Here is a 12,862-nt window from a genome sequence, read left to right on the forward strand (position 1 = left end):
ATTGGTCATGGGCGCAAGGTCAAAAACTCTCGGTGAATTGGCCCTGACCGCACGAGCTGGACGCAATCCAGCGGTCACAGGCCTGGCCGTGGACAGCCGAGAGGTCAGGGATGGATTCCTCTTTGCCGCGTTGCCGGGCACCCGCGTGCATGGTGGCGAGTTCATCCAATATGCCCTGCGCATGGGGGCCGTCGCTGTTTTGACGGATGCAAAGGGGGCCGAAATCGCCAGGGACGAATTGGCAGCTTCTGATGCGGCACTGGTCGTGGCCGAGGACCCGCGTCAGGCGCTGGCCTATACCGCGGCGCTCTGGTTCGGTGCCCAGCCAGAGACCATGGTGGCGGTGACCGGCACCAACGGAAAGACATCCGTCGCCACTTTCATACGCCAGATCTGGATCGAACTGGGCCACAGCGCTGTCAATCTGGGTACAACCGGCGTCGAGGGCGCATGGACCGCGCCGCTGGCCCACACCACGCCCGAGCCAATCACTTTGCACCGGACGCTGGCCGAGGCTGCGGCCAACGGCATAACCCACGCGGCGATGGAGGCTTCCTCGCATGGTCTGGAACAGCGTCGCCTGGACGGCGTCCGGCTCAAGGCGGCGGGGTTTACCAATTTTACCCAGGACCATCTGGATTATCACGACACGTTCGAAGCCTATTTCGCCGCCAAGGCGGGTCTGTTCCGCCGCGTGTTGCCGCCCGACGGAACGGCAGTGATCAATCTGGATGACCCCAAGGGCGCGGAAATGCGCGCCGTGGCCGCCGCGCGCGGACAGGAGATTCTGACCGTCGGACGCACGGGCGGTGATCTGAGTCTGCTGAACCAACGCTTTGACGCCACCGGGCAGGATTTGCGGTTTTCCTGGCGCGGCAAGACGTTCCAGTCCCGGCTGAACCTGATCGGTGGGTTTCAGGCGGAAAACGTGCTGCTGGCCTGCGGGCTGGTCATTGCGGGCGGTGATGACCCTGAGCGAGTATTCGAAACCCTGCCGCATCTGACGACCGTGCGCGGGCGGATGCAGTTGGCCGCCACCCGTGACAGCGGGGCGGCGGTCTTTGTCGATTATGCTCACACACCCGACGCGGTGGCGACCGCGCTCAAGGCCATGCGCCCGCACGTGATGGGCCGGCTGATCGCTATCGTAGGTGCCGGTGGCGACCGCGACGCCACCAAGCGCCCGTTGATGGGCCGGGCAGCGGCGGAAAATGCCGACATCGTATTCGTCACTGACGACAACCCGCGAAGCGAAGATCCCGCAACCATCCGGGCCGCCGTGATGGGCGGAGCGCCGGAGGCCACCGAGGTGGGCGACAGGGCCGAGGCGATCCTGCGCGGTGTCGACGCCCTGCAACCGGGTGATGCGCTGCTGATTGCGGGAAAAGGCCATGAAAGCGGGCAGATCGTGGGGGATCAGGTTTTACCGTTTGACGACGCCGAACAGGCCAGTATCGCCGTGGCCGCGCTGGATGGGAGGGTGGCATGACGCTCTGGACCGCAGACGAAGCCGCTCGCGCTACCGGAGGGCGCGTGACTGCTGACTGGCAGGCAAATGGCGTTTCAATTGATACCCGCACTCTGCAGAAGGGCGATCTTTTCGTGGCTCTCAAGGCCGCGCGCGACGGGCATGACTTTGTAGCGCAGGCGTTGGAAAAAGGCGCAGGCGCCGCGCTGGTTTCGCGCGTTCCCGAAGGCGTGTCTGCCGATGCGCCGCTCTTGATTGTAGAGGATGTGCAAGCCGGTCTTGAAGCACTCGGTCGGGTCGCGCGTGCCCGGACAGTCGCCAAGGTCGTGGCGGTTACTGGTAGTGTCGGCAAGACCTCGACCAAGGAAATGCTGGCAGCGATGCTGGCGGGTCAGGGTAAAACCCATGCCAGTGTCGCCAGCTACAACAACCACTGGGGCGTGCCACTGACGTTGGCGCGAATGCCGCGCGACACCGAATTCGCGGTCATCGAGATCGGCATGAACCACCCCGGAGAGATTGCCCCGCTTGCCCGTCAGGCCCGCCCGCACGTCGCGTTGGTCACCACCGTGGCGGCCGTGCATCTTGAGGCGTTCGACTCGGTCGCAGACATTGCTCGCGAAAAGGCCGCCATCTTCGACGGGCTGGAGTCGGACGGCACAGCCATCGTCAATGCCGACATAGATCACGCGGGCATCCTGCGCAGTTTTGCCGAACGGCAGGGTGCCCGGATCGTCGAATTCGGGAAAAAATCGTCTGATTACAGACTTTTGAATGTAATCAGTCGGGGTGACGAAACCCGCGCTCGCGCAGAGTTTGATGGATCGGGGTTCGAATTCGAAGTCCTTTCCGCCGGAACCCATTTCGCGATGAACGGCCTTGGTGCTCTGGCCGCCTGCGTTGCGCTGGGCGTAGATCTGGACCGGGCCGTTGACGGTCTGCGCCGTTGGACCCCCTATGAAGGGCGCGGTGTACGCGAAAGGATCTCGCTGCCTGGCGGCGGTGAGATCGAGTTGCTTGATGACAGCTACAACGCCAATCCGACATCGATGGCCGCGGCGCTGGACGTTCTGGCCGCGGCCTCGACCATGCGCCGCGTGGCGTTTCTGGGCGACATGAAGGAGCTTGGGTCGCAAGAGGCGGAGATGCACGCGGCAATGGCCGGGATCGACGCCATGGTTCGTGTCGATATGGTTCACTGTATCGGCCCGCTGATGCGGGCGCTGCATGCGGCATTACCTGACAGCAAGCGCGGTTTGTGGACCGAGACAAGTGCAGAAATGGCCGACCGCCTTGCACAGCTTGTTCAGGCTGGCGACGCCGTGCTGGCCAAGGGGTCGCTCAGTATGGGGCTCGCGAGGATCGTTGACGGCGTACGAAAAATGGGGCAAGGCCCCGCGGTCGAGGGATGACGCGCGCGTAAGGAAGGTTTCGAGATGCTCTATTGGTTGACGGCCCTGTCGGACGGAGGCGATTTCTGGAACCTCTTCCGTTATATCACCTTCCGCGCGGGTGGGGCTTTCATGACGGCGCTCATCTTTGGCTTCCTGTTCGGCAAACCGCTGATCAACGTGCTGCGCCGCAAGCAAGGCAAGGGCCAGCCTATCCGCAACGACGGCCCCGAGGCGCATTTCTCCAAGGCCGGAACGCCTACGATGGGTGGGTTGCTGATCGTGGGCGCGCTGGTCACCTCGACGCTTTTGTGGGCGCGGTTGAGCAATCCTTTCGTGTGGCTGGTCCTGTTCGTGACGCTGGCCTATGCGGCAATCGGGTTTGCCGACGACTACGCCAAGGTGTCCAAGCAGAACACCAAGGGCGTGCCGAGCAAGCTGCGGCTGGCGCTGGGCATCATCATCGCGGTGATCGCGGCGCTCTGGGCCACGTTCAACCACCCGGCGGAGCTTCAGAACCAGCTGGCGCTGCCGGTGTTCAAGGACACGCTGATCAATCTGGGCCTTTTTTATATACCGTTTTCCATCTGCGTCATCGTCGGTGCCGCCAACGCGGTGAACCTGACCGATGGTCTGGACGGGCTGGCGATCATGCCTGCGATGATCGCCGCCTCGACGCTGGGAATCATCGCCTATGCGGTGGGGCGGGTCGACTTTACCGAGTATCTGGACGTGCATTACGTGCCGGGAACCGGCGAGATCCTGATCTTTACCGCTGCCCTTTTCGGGGCGGGTCTGGGCTTTCTGTGGTACAACGCGCCGCCTGCTGCGGTGTTCATGGGGGATACCGGCTCGCTTGCGCTGGGCGGGGCGCTGGGGGCGATTGCGGTGGCCACCAAGCACGAGCTGGTGCTGGCGATTGTTGGCGGGCTTTTCGTGGTTGAGGCGCTGAGCGTGATCATCCAGGTGCTCTATTTCAAACGCACCGGCAGGCGGGTGTTCCTGATGGCGCCGATCCATCACCATTACGAGAAAAAGGGCTGGGCCGAGCCGCAGATCGTCATCCGGTTCTGGATCATCTCGCTGATCCTGGCGATGATCGGACTGGCGACGCTGAAGGTTCGGTAGCGTCGAACTGTCCGAATTGTACAGGGTTTGAAGGACGTGTTGACCGAATTGTACCAGTCGGCCCTGTCAATCTTTTGGCAGGATTTCCACTTTCCGCCCCATCCCGGCGCGCGGCGTTTACCCGCGATCAATGAAGGTTGACGCTTTTTCAATCGCCGGGAGTTTGTATGCTGAGGCGAGTTGGTGAGTAACGTCCGACCCATTCCTCCCGGATCAAAATGCTCCTCTCGCAAAAGCCCTGAGCTCGGACCTCCCACCCGCTTTTCAAATCGGTGACGATCCGTTAGCGAGGAAGCCGGAACATGTGAGGGCAAGTGGATGATCCCCGTCAGAGGGTTTGACAATCAGAAAGTGGCGGTGCTGGGGCTGGGCCGGTCGGGGCTGGCGGCGGCGCGGGCGCTCAGGGCGGGCGGGGCGGAGCCTGTGTGCTGGGACGACAACCCGGCCGCGCGCGAGGCGGTGGAGGCCGAGGGCTTTGTCTGCGCCGATCTGCGCCGTCAGGGCGCGTTTGACGATGTGGCGGCGCTGATCGTCAGTCCGGGCATTCCGCATCTTTACCCCGAGCCCAATCCGGTGGTGCGTGCGGCGCTGGATGCGGGCGTGCCGGTGGACAATGACATCGGTCTGTTCTTCCGCTCGTTCGCGGGGCCGGACTGGAACAATTTCGACCGGCCGCCGCAGGTTGTGGCGGTGACCGGATCGAACGGGAAATCGACCACGGCGGCGCTGATCCATCACATCCTGACCGAGGCCGGGCGGCCCTCGCAACTGGCGGGCAATATCGGGCGCGGAGTGCTGGATATCGAGCCAGGGCAGGATGGCGGCGTGGTGGTGCTGGAACTTTCGAGCTATCAGACCGAGCTGGCCCGCGCGCTGACGCCGGATGTGGCGGTGTTCACCAACCTCAGCCCCGATCATCTGGATCGCCACGGCGGTATGGGCGGATATTTCGCCGCCAAGCGGAGGCTGTTTGCCGAAGGCGGGCCGGACCGGGCGGTGATCGGCGTGGACGAGACCGAGGGCTTGTTCCTGGCGGGGCAGATGTCTGAAGGGCCGGGCGATGACCGGGTGATCCGCATTTCGGTCGCGCGCAAGCTGACCGGGCCGGGCTGGCAGGTTTTTGCCCGCAAGGGGTTTCTGGCGGAATATCGCAAGGGACGGCAGGCGGCCTCGATCGATCTGCGCGGTATCCGGGGGCTGCCGGGCGCGCATAACCACCAGAATGCCTGTGCCGCTTACGCGGCCTGCCGCACGCTGGGACTGGCACCGAGGGTGATCGAGGCGGCGCTGCACAGCTTTCCCGGTCTGCCGCATCGCAGCCAGATCATCGCCGAGGCGCTTGGCGTGACATATGTGAACGATTCCAAGGCCACCAATGTGGACAGCGCTGTCAAGGCGCTGGGTGCGTTCCGCAAGATCCGCTGGATCTGCGGCGGGCTGGAGAAAGACGGGGGGCTGTCGCCGTTGAACGCGGCCTCGGGCGAGGTGATCAAGGCCTATGTCATCGGGCGCGAAGCGGCGGGGTTCGCCATGCAGCTGGAGGTCGAGGCCGAGGTCTGCACCACCATGGCGGCGGCGGTCGAGCGGGCGATGGCCGAGGCGCAGGAGGGCGAGACGGTTCTGCTGGCCCCGGCGGCGGCGAGTTTCGACCAATATGACAATTTCGAGCGGCGCGGCGAGGATTTCACGGCCGAGGTGCGAGGCCGGTTGGCCGGGTAGGGGGCGCTGCCCCCGGCGCGCGGGGGCGCGCGGCTCTACCGGAGTATTTGGGAAAAGATGAAGGCCTCAGCGGGTGGTCGCGGCGATGGCGGTGCCGGCGGCGTGGCCCGAGGACCAGGCCCATTGGAAATTATAGCCGCCCAGCCAGCCGGTCACATCCACCGCCTCGCCGATGGCGTAGAGGCCGGGCAGGGATTTGGCCTGCATCGTTTTCGAGGACAGCGCACCGGTGTCGATGCCGCCCAGGGTGACCTCGGCGGTGCGGTAACCTTCGGTGCCCGAGGGCGTCAGTTGCCAGTCGCCGAGGGCCGCGCAGAGGGCGGCGAGCCTGGCGTCGGACTGGTCGGCGAGATTGCCATCGAGCGGCAGGATCGGTTTGAGGTGTTCGACCAGCCGCGCCGGCAGGTGGCGCGACAGTTCGGTCGTCAGCGCCTTGCGGCCTGAGTGCTGGCGCTGGCTGCGCAGCTTTTCGCAGAGGTCGGTATCGGGGATCAGGTTGACCGAGACCGCCTCGCCCTCGCGCCAATAGCTGGACAGCTGGAGGACGGCGGGGCCGCTGAGGCCGCGATGGGTGAAGAGGAGGGCTTCGTCGAAACTGGCGCGCGCATTGGAGAGCCGGACGGGCAGCGAGACCCCCGCGAGGTCGCTGAACCGGCCTTCGGGAAAGGTGAAGGGGACCAGCGCGGCGCGGGTATCGGTGACCGGCAGGCCGAATTGCCGGGCGATATCATAGGCAAGGCCGGTGGCGCCCATTTTGGGGATCGACTTGCCGCCGGTGGCGAGCACCAGGCTGGCGCAGGTTGCCTCGACCCGGTTGCCGTCGCGGTCCAGCCCCAGCGCAAAGGCGCCGTCGCGGTGATGCAGGTCCGTCAGGGTGGTGGACAGCCACAGCTCGGCCCCGGCCTTTTCCGCCTCGGTCACAAGCATCGAGACGATCTGTTTCGAGGAGCCGTCGCAGAAAAGCTGCCCCAGCGTCTTTTCGTGCCAGGCGATGCCGTGGCGGTTCACCAGATCGATGAAATCCCATTGCGTATAGCGGGCCAGTGCGGATTTGCAGAAATGCGGGTTCTGCGACAGGAAATTTTCTGGGCCCGCGTACAGGTTGGTGAAATTGCAGCGCCCGCCGCCCGAGATGCGGATTTTCTCACCCGGAGTGCGCGCGTGATCGATCACCAGCGTGCGCCCGCCGCACCGGGCGGCGCACATCAGGCCGGCGGCCCCGGCGCCCAGGATGATCGTGTCGAACCTCATGCCCCCGGCCTTGGCGCGGATTGACGCCAATGACAAGAGGAAGAGGCTGGCCTGAAAAGGATTTTGCCTGTAGAATCGCGTTCAGATCCCGAAAACGGGACGTGTACGAGGCAGATAGTGGCGGTAATCTCATGACTGAGATGGTGTATGGTGCCGTGCCCGAGAGGCGCGGCGAACCGATCCTTCCCAAATGGTGGCGGACGATCGACAAGTGGACGATGTCCTGTGTGCTGATCCTGTTCGTGATCGGCCTGTTGCTGGGGCTGGCCTCGTCCCCGCCGCTGGCATCGCGAAATGGCTTCGATCCGTTCCACTATGTCGAGCGGCAGGCGTTTTTCGGCGGGCTGGCCGCCGTGGCGATGCTTTTGACCTCGATGATGTCGCCGGTGCTGGTGCGGCGGCTGGCGGTGATCGGCTTTGTCCTGTCTTTCGTGGCGCTGGCGCTGCTGCCGTTTCTGGGCACCGATTTCGGCAAGGGCGCGGTGCGCTGGTACAGTCTGGGATTTGCCTCGGTGCAGCCTTCGGAGTTTCTCAAGCCCGGCTTCATCGTCGTGGCCGCCTGGCTGTTTGCCGCCGCGCAGGAGATCAATGGCCCGCCGGGGCGTCTGTGGTCGTTTGCGCTGTGCATGGCGATTGTCATGATGCTGGTGTTGCAGCCCGATTTCGGGCAGGCCTGTCTGGTGCTGTTCGGCTGGGGCGTGATCTATTTCGTGGCCGGAGCGCCGATGCTGCTGATGCTGGGCATGGCCGGGGTCGTGGTTCTGGGCGGCATGCTGGCCTATTCCAATTCCGAGCATTTCGCCCGTCGCATCGACGGGTTTCTGAACCCTGACGTCGATCCGACCACGCAGCTGGGCTATGCCACCAACGCCATCCGCGAGGGAGGGCTGTTCGGCGTTGGCGTCGGCGAGGGGCAGGTGAAATGGTCGCTGCCCGATGCCCATACCGATTTCATCATCGCGGTGGCGGCCGAGGAATACGGGCTGATCCTGGTGCTGATCGTCATCGCGCTTTACAGCCTGATCGTGGTGCGCTCGCTGCTGCGGCTGATGCGCGAGCGGGACATGTTCATCCGTCTGGCGGGAACCGGTCTGGCGTGTATGTTCGGCGTTCAGGCGATGATCAACATGGGGGTCGCGGTACGGCTGTTGCCGGCCAAGGGCATGACGCTGCCCTTCGTCAGCTATGGCGGTTCGTCCCTGATCGCTGGGGGCATTGCGCTGGGCATGTTGCTGGCCTTTACCCGCACGCGGCCGCAGGGCGAACTGGGTGACATTCTTCGCGGACGGGGATGATGGGCAAGCCGTATCTTCTGATCGCCGCCGGGGGAACCGGCGGTCATATGTTTCCGGCTCAGGCGCTGGCCGAGGCGATGCTGAAACGCGGTTGGCGGGTGCGCCTGTCGACGGATGCGCGCGGCGCGCGCTATACCAAGGGCTTTCCGCATTCGACCGAGATTGCCGAGGTCGCCTCGGCCACGTTTGCGCGCGGCGGGCTGGCGGCCAAGGCGCTGGTCGGGCCGACGATCGCGGGGGGCGTCACCAGCATGGCGTTCCAGATGCTGCGCGACCGGCCCGACGTGGTGGTGGGCTTTGGCGGCTATCCGTCGATTCCGGCGCTGGGCGCGGCCACGATGCTGCGCGTGCCGCGCATGATCCATGAACAGAACGGGGTGCTGGGGCGGGTCAACCAGATATTTGCCACCCGCGTCGCTCATGTCGCCTGCGGCGTCTGGCCGACGCAGCTGCCCGAGGGGGCGCATGGCATCCACACCGGCAACCCGGTGCGTGCGGCGGTGCTGGAGCGCGAGGCCGCGGGGTACATCCCGCCCGGCGACTATCCGATGTCGATCCTTGTCATGGGCGGGTCGCAGGGCGCGCGCATCCTCAGCGATACGGTGCCCGGCGCGATTGCGGCGCTGCCCGAGGGCATGCGCCAGTATATCCGCGTGTCGCATCAGGCCCGCGAGGAAGATGGCGAGCGCGTCACCGCCTTTTACGACGCGCATGGCATCAAGGCCGATGTGAAGCCTTTCTTTCAGGATATCCCCCGGCGGATGTCCGAGGCGCAGCTGGTCATCAGCCGGTCGGGCGCGTCCAGCGTGGCTGATATTTCCGTGATCGGGCGGCCCTCGATCCTGATCCCTTTTGCTGCCGCCGCAGGCGATCACCAGACCGCCAATGCCCGCGGGCTGGTTCAGGCCGGGGCCGCGATCATGATCCCCGAAAGTGCCCTTGACGTTTCCGCCCTGTCGGAGCAAATCACGACGATTCTGACCAACCCGCAAGCCGCCCAGAAAATGGCCCGCGCCGCCCGGTCGGTCGGGGCGCCCGACGCGACCGAGCGTCTGGTCGCCCTTGTCGAAGAACTGGCGCGAGAGGAGACCGCATGACCCCCGCAACCAAACTGCCGCAAGACGTAGGCCCCATTCATTTTGTCGGCATTGGCGGCATCGGCATGTCGGGCATCGCCGAGGTGTTGCTGAACCTTGGCTATCAGGTGCAGGGGTCGGACCTGAAGGGGTCAAAGATCACCGACCGGCTGGAGCGCCTTGGGGCACGGATCTTTGTCGGCCAGAGCGCCGAGAACCTGGAAGGGGCCGAAGTTGTCGTGGTCTCGACCGCGATCAAGCGCGGCAATCCCGAACTGGACGGCGCGCGGGCGCAGGGCCTGCCGGTGGTGCGGCGCGCGGACATGCTGGCGGAACTGATGCGGCTGAAATCCAACATCGCGGTTGCCGGGACGCATGGCAAAACCACCACGACCACGATGATGGCCGAGCTGATGGTGGCGGGTGATTTCGACCCGACCGTGATCAATGGCGGCATCATCCACGCCTATGGCAGCAATGCCCGCATGGGGCAGGGCGAGTGGATGGTGGTCGAGGCGGATGAGAGCGACGGTTCCTTTAATCGCCTGCCCGCAACCATCGCCATTGTCACCAATATCGACCCCGAGCATATGGAACATTGGGGTGATTTCGACAGGCTGCGCGACGGATTCTACGAATTCGTCTCGAACATTCCTTTCTATGGTCTTGCCGTTTGCTGCACCGATCATACCGAGGTGCAGGCGCTGGTGGGGCGCATCACCGACCGGCGCGTGCGCACCTATGGGTTCAACGCGCAGGCGGATGTGCGGGCGGTGAACCTGACCTACAAGGGCGGTGTGGCGCATTTCGACATTCATCTGCAGCACGAGGACAAGGTGATCGAGGGTTGCACCCTGCCGATGCCGGGCGATCACAACGTGTCGAACGCGCTGTCGGCAGTGGCGGTGGCGCGGCATCTGGGCATGAAGGCGGCGGAAATTCGCGAGGCATTGGCCAGGTTCGGCGGCGTCAACCGTCGCTTTACCAAGGTTGGCGAAGTGAACGGCGTCACCATCATCGACGATTACGGCCATCATCCGGTCGAGATTGCCGCTGTGCTCAAGGCCGCGCGTCAGGCCACGGAAGGCCGGGTGATCGCGGTGCATCAGCCGCACCGCTATACCCGCCTGTCCAACCTGTTCGACGATTTCTGCACCTGTTTCAACGATGCCGATGTCGTCGCCATCGCCGAGGTCTATGCCGCCGGCGAGGACCCGATCGAAGGAGCCAGCCGCGACGATCTGGTGGCGGGCCTGATCCGCCACGGCCACCGCCACGCCCGCGCCATCCTGAACGAGGACGATCTGGAACGCCTGGTGCGCGAACAGGCCCGCCCCGGCGACATGGTTGTCTGTCTGGGGGCCGGGACGATCAGCACCTGGGCCAATGGCCTGCCCGAGAGGTTGGAGAGCCAGTAGCCCTGGTTGGCAACCGCGCGTCGCTTCAAGTGCCTGTGACAGCGAGACTAATTGCCGCCTCGGAAACAATAAAGTTGGATTATTCGCGTTCTGCGCGTATTCTGTAGCCGCCGGACAACGATCCGGCCTAGTCGTAAAGACGTAAGGGGTACAATATGGCGCAGGAGCTCAAGCGCCGTATAGGGTTGGGTCTGTTGACCGCCTATGGCGTTGGCGTGATGGTCGGCGCAGGTATCTATGTGCTTGTCGGTGCCATTGCCGCGGATGCCGGGATCTGGGCGCCGCTTGCCTTCGTTCTGGCCGGTCTCATCGCTGCGCCCACTGCATTGAGCTATTCCGAGTTTTCCACCCGCCTGCCCGAGGCGGCGGGCGAGGCGGCCTATGTGGGCACTGGCCTGAGCAGTCAGGCGCTGGCGCTTTTGGTGGGTCTGGCGGTGGTGGCCGCCGGGACGGTGTCTGCCGGGGCGGTGCTGCGCGGTGGGGTGGGATACCTGACCCATGCCATCGATGTGAACGCGACGGTGGCAATACTGGTGCTGGGCGTCGCCCTGACTGCCGTTGCCGTGTTCGGCGTGCTGGAAAGCCTTGCGCTGGCCGCGATTTTTACCGTGATCGAGCTGACCGGTCTGGGGCTGGTCAGCTGGGCGGGGCTGAGCGGCGAGGCGTCTGCGGACTGGACAATGGCCGCGCCCCCGGTCTGGACCGGGATCGGGCTGGGAGGTGTGCTGGCCTTTTTCGCCTTCATCGGGTTCGAGGACATCGTCAACATGGCCGAAGAGGTGGACCGACCGGAACGGACCATGCCGCGCGCGATCCTGATTTCGCTGGCGATTACCTCGGTGATCTATTCGCTGGTCAGCTGGGCCGCGGTGCGGGCGGTGCCGCTGGCCGAGCTGTCCGCCTCGACCAGCCCGCTGGCGCTGGTCTGGCAGACCGCGCGTGGCGGGTCTGGCGAGTTTCTGTCGGCCATCGCGGTGTTCGCGGCGCTGAATGGGGTGCTGGCGCAGATCGTCATGGCCAGCCGGGTTCTGTTCGGACTTGGCAAGCGCAACCCGGCTTTGGGCGTCTTTCATCAGGCGCATCCCCGGCTGGGGACACCGGTGCTGGCCACCGTGCTGATCGGAGCCGTGGTGATCGGTGCCGCGCTGTACGTTCCCTTTGCGACGCTGGCAGAGACCACATCCGCGATTCTGCTGGGCGTTTTTGCTCTGGTCAACCTCGCGTTGATCGTCCAGAAGCGGCGCGAACCCGATGCCCGATTCCGCGTGCCGATGGCGGTTCCGGTGCTGGGCCTTGTCTTGTCTTTAAGCGCGCTTGCCGTCGCCATAGGAGGGATCGCATGAACCTGCTGGTCGTTCTTGCCATCGCCTGGGTCTTTGCCGCGACCGCCGTGGCGTTTCTGCCGATGCGCCGCCAGTATGCGCCGGGCGTCATCCTGCTGGCCGCTGCGCCGGTGCTGATCGCAGCCCTTTGGATTCATTACGGCTGGGTTCTGGGGCTTGCGGCGCTGGCGGGATTCCTGTCGATGTTCCGCAATCCGCTGATCTATTTCTGGCGCAGGTGGCGCGGTCTGGAACCGGAGGGGCGGAAATGACGATTTCCCTTACTCTAGCCTGCATCTGGGCCGTTGCGGCAAATGTACTCGCCTTGACTCCGAGCAAGGACAACCACTGGCGCAAGGCCTATGCCCTGATTGCCGTCGGCATCCCGCTTGTGGGGTATGTCACCTTTGAAAACGGCCCCTGGATCGGGTTGATCGTACTGGCCGCTGGCATGTCCATGCTGCGGTGGCCGGTGATCTACCTGACCCGCTGGGTGCGGATGAAGCTGCTGGGGCCGAAGGCGGCGAAGAAATAATTCGGAGACCTCGTCATGGGGAATATCGCTACTCTTGCCTATCTGCCGCTGATCGCGCTGGTAACCGGCCTTCTTGCCGGGTTCGTCGCGGGCCGCTGGATGGGATTTCGCAACCTGCTGTGGCTGATCGGCCTGACCTCGGCGGTGGCGCTTGGGCTGATCATCATGCTGACCACGGTCGGCACCGGCGAGGAGGAGCGCGCCTTTGCCCCCTTCGTCTGGCTGACCGGCGGCGTGCTGCCGTTCCTGTTCGCGGTGA

At 64.7% G+C, this 12,862-nt stretch carries 12 protein-coding genes; 11 read left to right on the top strand and 1 reads right to left on the bottom strand.

Annotated elements, in window-relative coordinates; translation table 11 throughout:
* The first annotated feature begins 7 nt into the window (after positions 1-7).
* The 4 genes from AC2FMY_RS10630 (at position 8) to murD (ending at position 5,706) form a co-directional block, all read left to right on the top strand.
* Positions 8-1,489, top strand: a complete 1,482-nt coding sequence (locus AC2FMY_RS10630) for a UDP-N-acetylmuramoyl-L-alanyl-D-glutamate--2,6-diaminopimelate ligase (RefSeq protein ID WP_496744634.1) — start codon at positions 8-10, stop codon at positions 1,487-1,489.
* Entirely contained in the window at positions 1,486-2,880 is a 1,395-nt protein-coding gene (locus AC2FMY_RS10635) for a UDP-N-acetylmuramoyl-tripeptide--D-alanyl-D-alanine ligase (RefSeq protein WP_496744636.1), read from the top strand. The genes AC2FMY_RS10630 and AC2FMY_RS10635 overlap by 4 nt, the downstream gene beginning before the upstream one ends.
* Positions 2,881-2,904: 24 nt before the next feature.
* Positions 2,905-3,987, top strand: coding sequence for a phospho-N-acetylmuramoyl-pentapeptide-transferase (gene mraY, locus AC2FMY_RS10640; protein WP_480749152.1), 1,083 nt, complete (start codon positions 2,905-2,907; stop codon positions 3,985-3,987).
* A gap of 318 nt (positions 3,988-4,305) precedes the next feature.
* Complete coding sequence (murD, locus tag AC2FMY_RS10645) at positions 4,306-5,706, top strand: UDP-N-acetylmuramoyl-L-alanine--D-glutamate ligase (RefSeq protein ID WP_496744638.1); 1,401 nt, start codon at positions 4,306-4,308, stop codon at positions 5,704-5,706.
* Between the two features lie 66 nt (positions 5,707-5,772).
* Here the strand turns inward: murD and AC2FMY_RS10650 are convergent, their stop codons facing one another.
* Positions 5,773-6,957 (bottom strand): BaiN/RdsA family NAD(P)/FAD-dependent oxidoreductase, encoded by a 1,185-nt coding sequence (locus tag AC2FMY_RS10650; RefSeq protein WP_496807357.1) that lies wholly within the window; start codon positions 6,955-6,957, stop codon positions 5,773-5,775.
* A 131-nt stretch (positions 6,958-7,088) separates the two neighbouring features.
* Between AC2FMY_RS10650 and ftsW the strand changes: the two genes are divergently transcribed.
* The 7 genes from ftsW to AC2FMY_RS10685 form a co-directional block, all read left to right on the top strand.
* The gene (ftsW, locus tag AC2FMY_RS10655) at positions 7,089-8,252 is read left to right on the top strand and encodes a putative lipid II flippase FtsW (RefSeq protein ID WP_480749155.1); all 1,164 of its coding nucleotides are present in this window, start codon (positions 7,089-7,091) and stop codon (positions 8,250-8,252) included.
* Positions 8,252-9,349 (top strand): UDP-N-acetylglucosamine--N-acetylmuramyl-(pentapeptide) pyrophosphoryl-undecaprenol N-acetylglucosamine transferase, encoded by a 1,098-nt coding sequence (locus AC2FMY_RS10660; protein WP_496744641.1) that lies wholly within the window; start codon positions 8,252-8,254, stop codon positions 9,347-9,349. Before ftsW ends, AC2FMY_RS10660 begins: the two co-directional genes overlap by 1 nt.
* The gene (gene murC / locus AC2FMY_RS10665; protein WP_496807358.1) at positions 9,346-10,746 is read left to right on the top strand and encodes a UDP-N-acetylmuramate--L-alanine ligase; all 1,401 of its coding nucleotides are present in this window, start codon (positions 9,346-9,348) and stop codon (positions 10,744-10,746) included. Before AC2FMY_RS10660 ends, murC begins: the two co-directional genes overlap by 4 nt.
* Before the next feature lie 155 nt (positions 10,747-10,901).
* The gene (locus tag AC2FMY_RS10670) at positions 10,902-12,089 is read left to right on the top strand and encodes an APC family permease (RefSeq protein ID WP_480749158.1); all 1,188 of its coding nucleotides are present in this window, start codon (positions 10,902-10,904) and stop codon (positions 12,087-12,089) included.
* A complete protein-coding gene (locus AC2FMY_RS10675) occupies positions 12,086-12,340 on the top strand; it encodes a DUF2484 family protein (protein ID WP_496744645.1) in 255 nt (84 codons plus the stop codon). Before AC2FMY_RS10670 ends, AC2FMY_RS10675 begins: the two co-directional genes overlap by 4 nt.
* Positions 12,337-12,603: a DUF2484 family protein gene (locus AC2FMY_RS10680; protein ID WP_480749160.1), complete on the top strand. Its 267-nt coding sequence runs from the start codon at positions 12,337-12,339 to the stop codon at positions 12,601-12,603. The genes AC2FMY_RS10675 and AC2FMY_RS10680 overlap by 4 nt, the downstream gene beginning before the upstream one ends.
* Positions 12,604-12,618: 15 nt before the next feature.
* Positions 12,619-12,862 (top strand): hypothetical protein (locus AC2FMY_RS10685; protein ID WP_496807359.1); only part of this gene is annotated, 244 nt, incomplete at its 3' end.

It is taken from the genome of Ruegeria sp. YKSE079 (assembly GCF_059612845.1).

Coding starts and splice junctions, on each gene's coding strand:
- AC2FMY_RS10660 (WP_496744641.1), top strand. CDS start 8,252: ATGGGCAAGCCGTATCTTCTGATCGCCGCCGGGGGAACCGGCGGTCAT.
- AC2FMY_RS10650 (WP_496807357.1), bottom strand. CDS start 6,957: ATGAGGTTCGACACGATCATCCTGGGCGCCGGGGCCGCCGGCCTGATG.
- AC2FMY_RS10630 (WP_496744634.1), top strand. CDS start 8: ATGGGCGCAAGGTCAAAAACTCTCGGTGAATTGGCCCTGACCGCACGA.
- ftsW (WP_480749155.1), top strand. CDS start 7,089: ATGACTGAGATGGTGTATGGTGCCGTGCCCGAGAGGCGCGGCGAACCG.
- murC (WP_496807358.1), top strand. CDS start 9,346: ATGACCCCCGCAACCAAACTGCCGCAAGACGTAGGCCCCATTCATTTT.
- AC2FMY_RS10680 (WP_480749160.1), top strand. CDS start 12,337: ATGACGATTTCCCTTACTCTAGCCTGCATCTGGGCCGTTGCGGCAAAT.
- AC2FMY_RS10675 (WP_496744645.1), top strand. CDS start 12,086: ATGAACCTGCTGGTCGTTCTTGCCATCGCCTGGGTCTTTGCCGCGACC.
- murD (WP_496744638.1), top strand. CDS start 4,306: ATGATCCCCGTCAGAGGGTTTGACAATCAGAAAGTGGCGGTGCTGGGG.
- mraY (WP_480749152.1), top strand. CDS start 2,905: ATGCTCTATTGGTTGACGGCCCTGTCGGACGGAGGCGATTTCTGGAAC.
- AC2FMY_RS10635 (WP_496744636.1), top strand. CDS start 1,486: ATGACGCTCTGGACCGCAGACGAAGCCGCTCGCGCTACCGGAGGGCGC.
- AC2FMY_RS10670 (WP_480749158.1), top strand. CDS start 10,902: ATGGCGCAGGAGCTCAAGCGCCGTATAGGGTTGGGTCTGTTGACCGCC.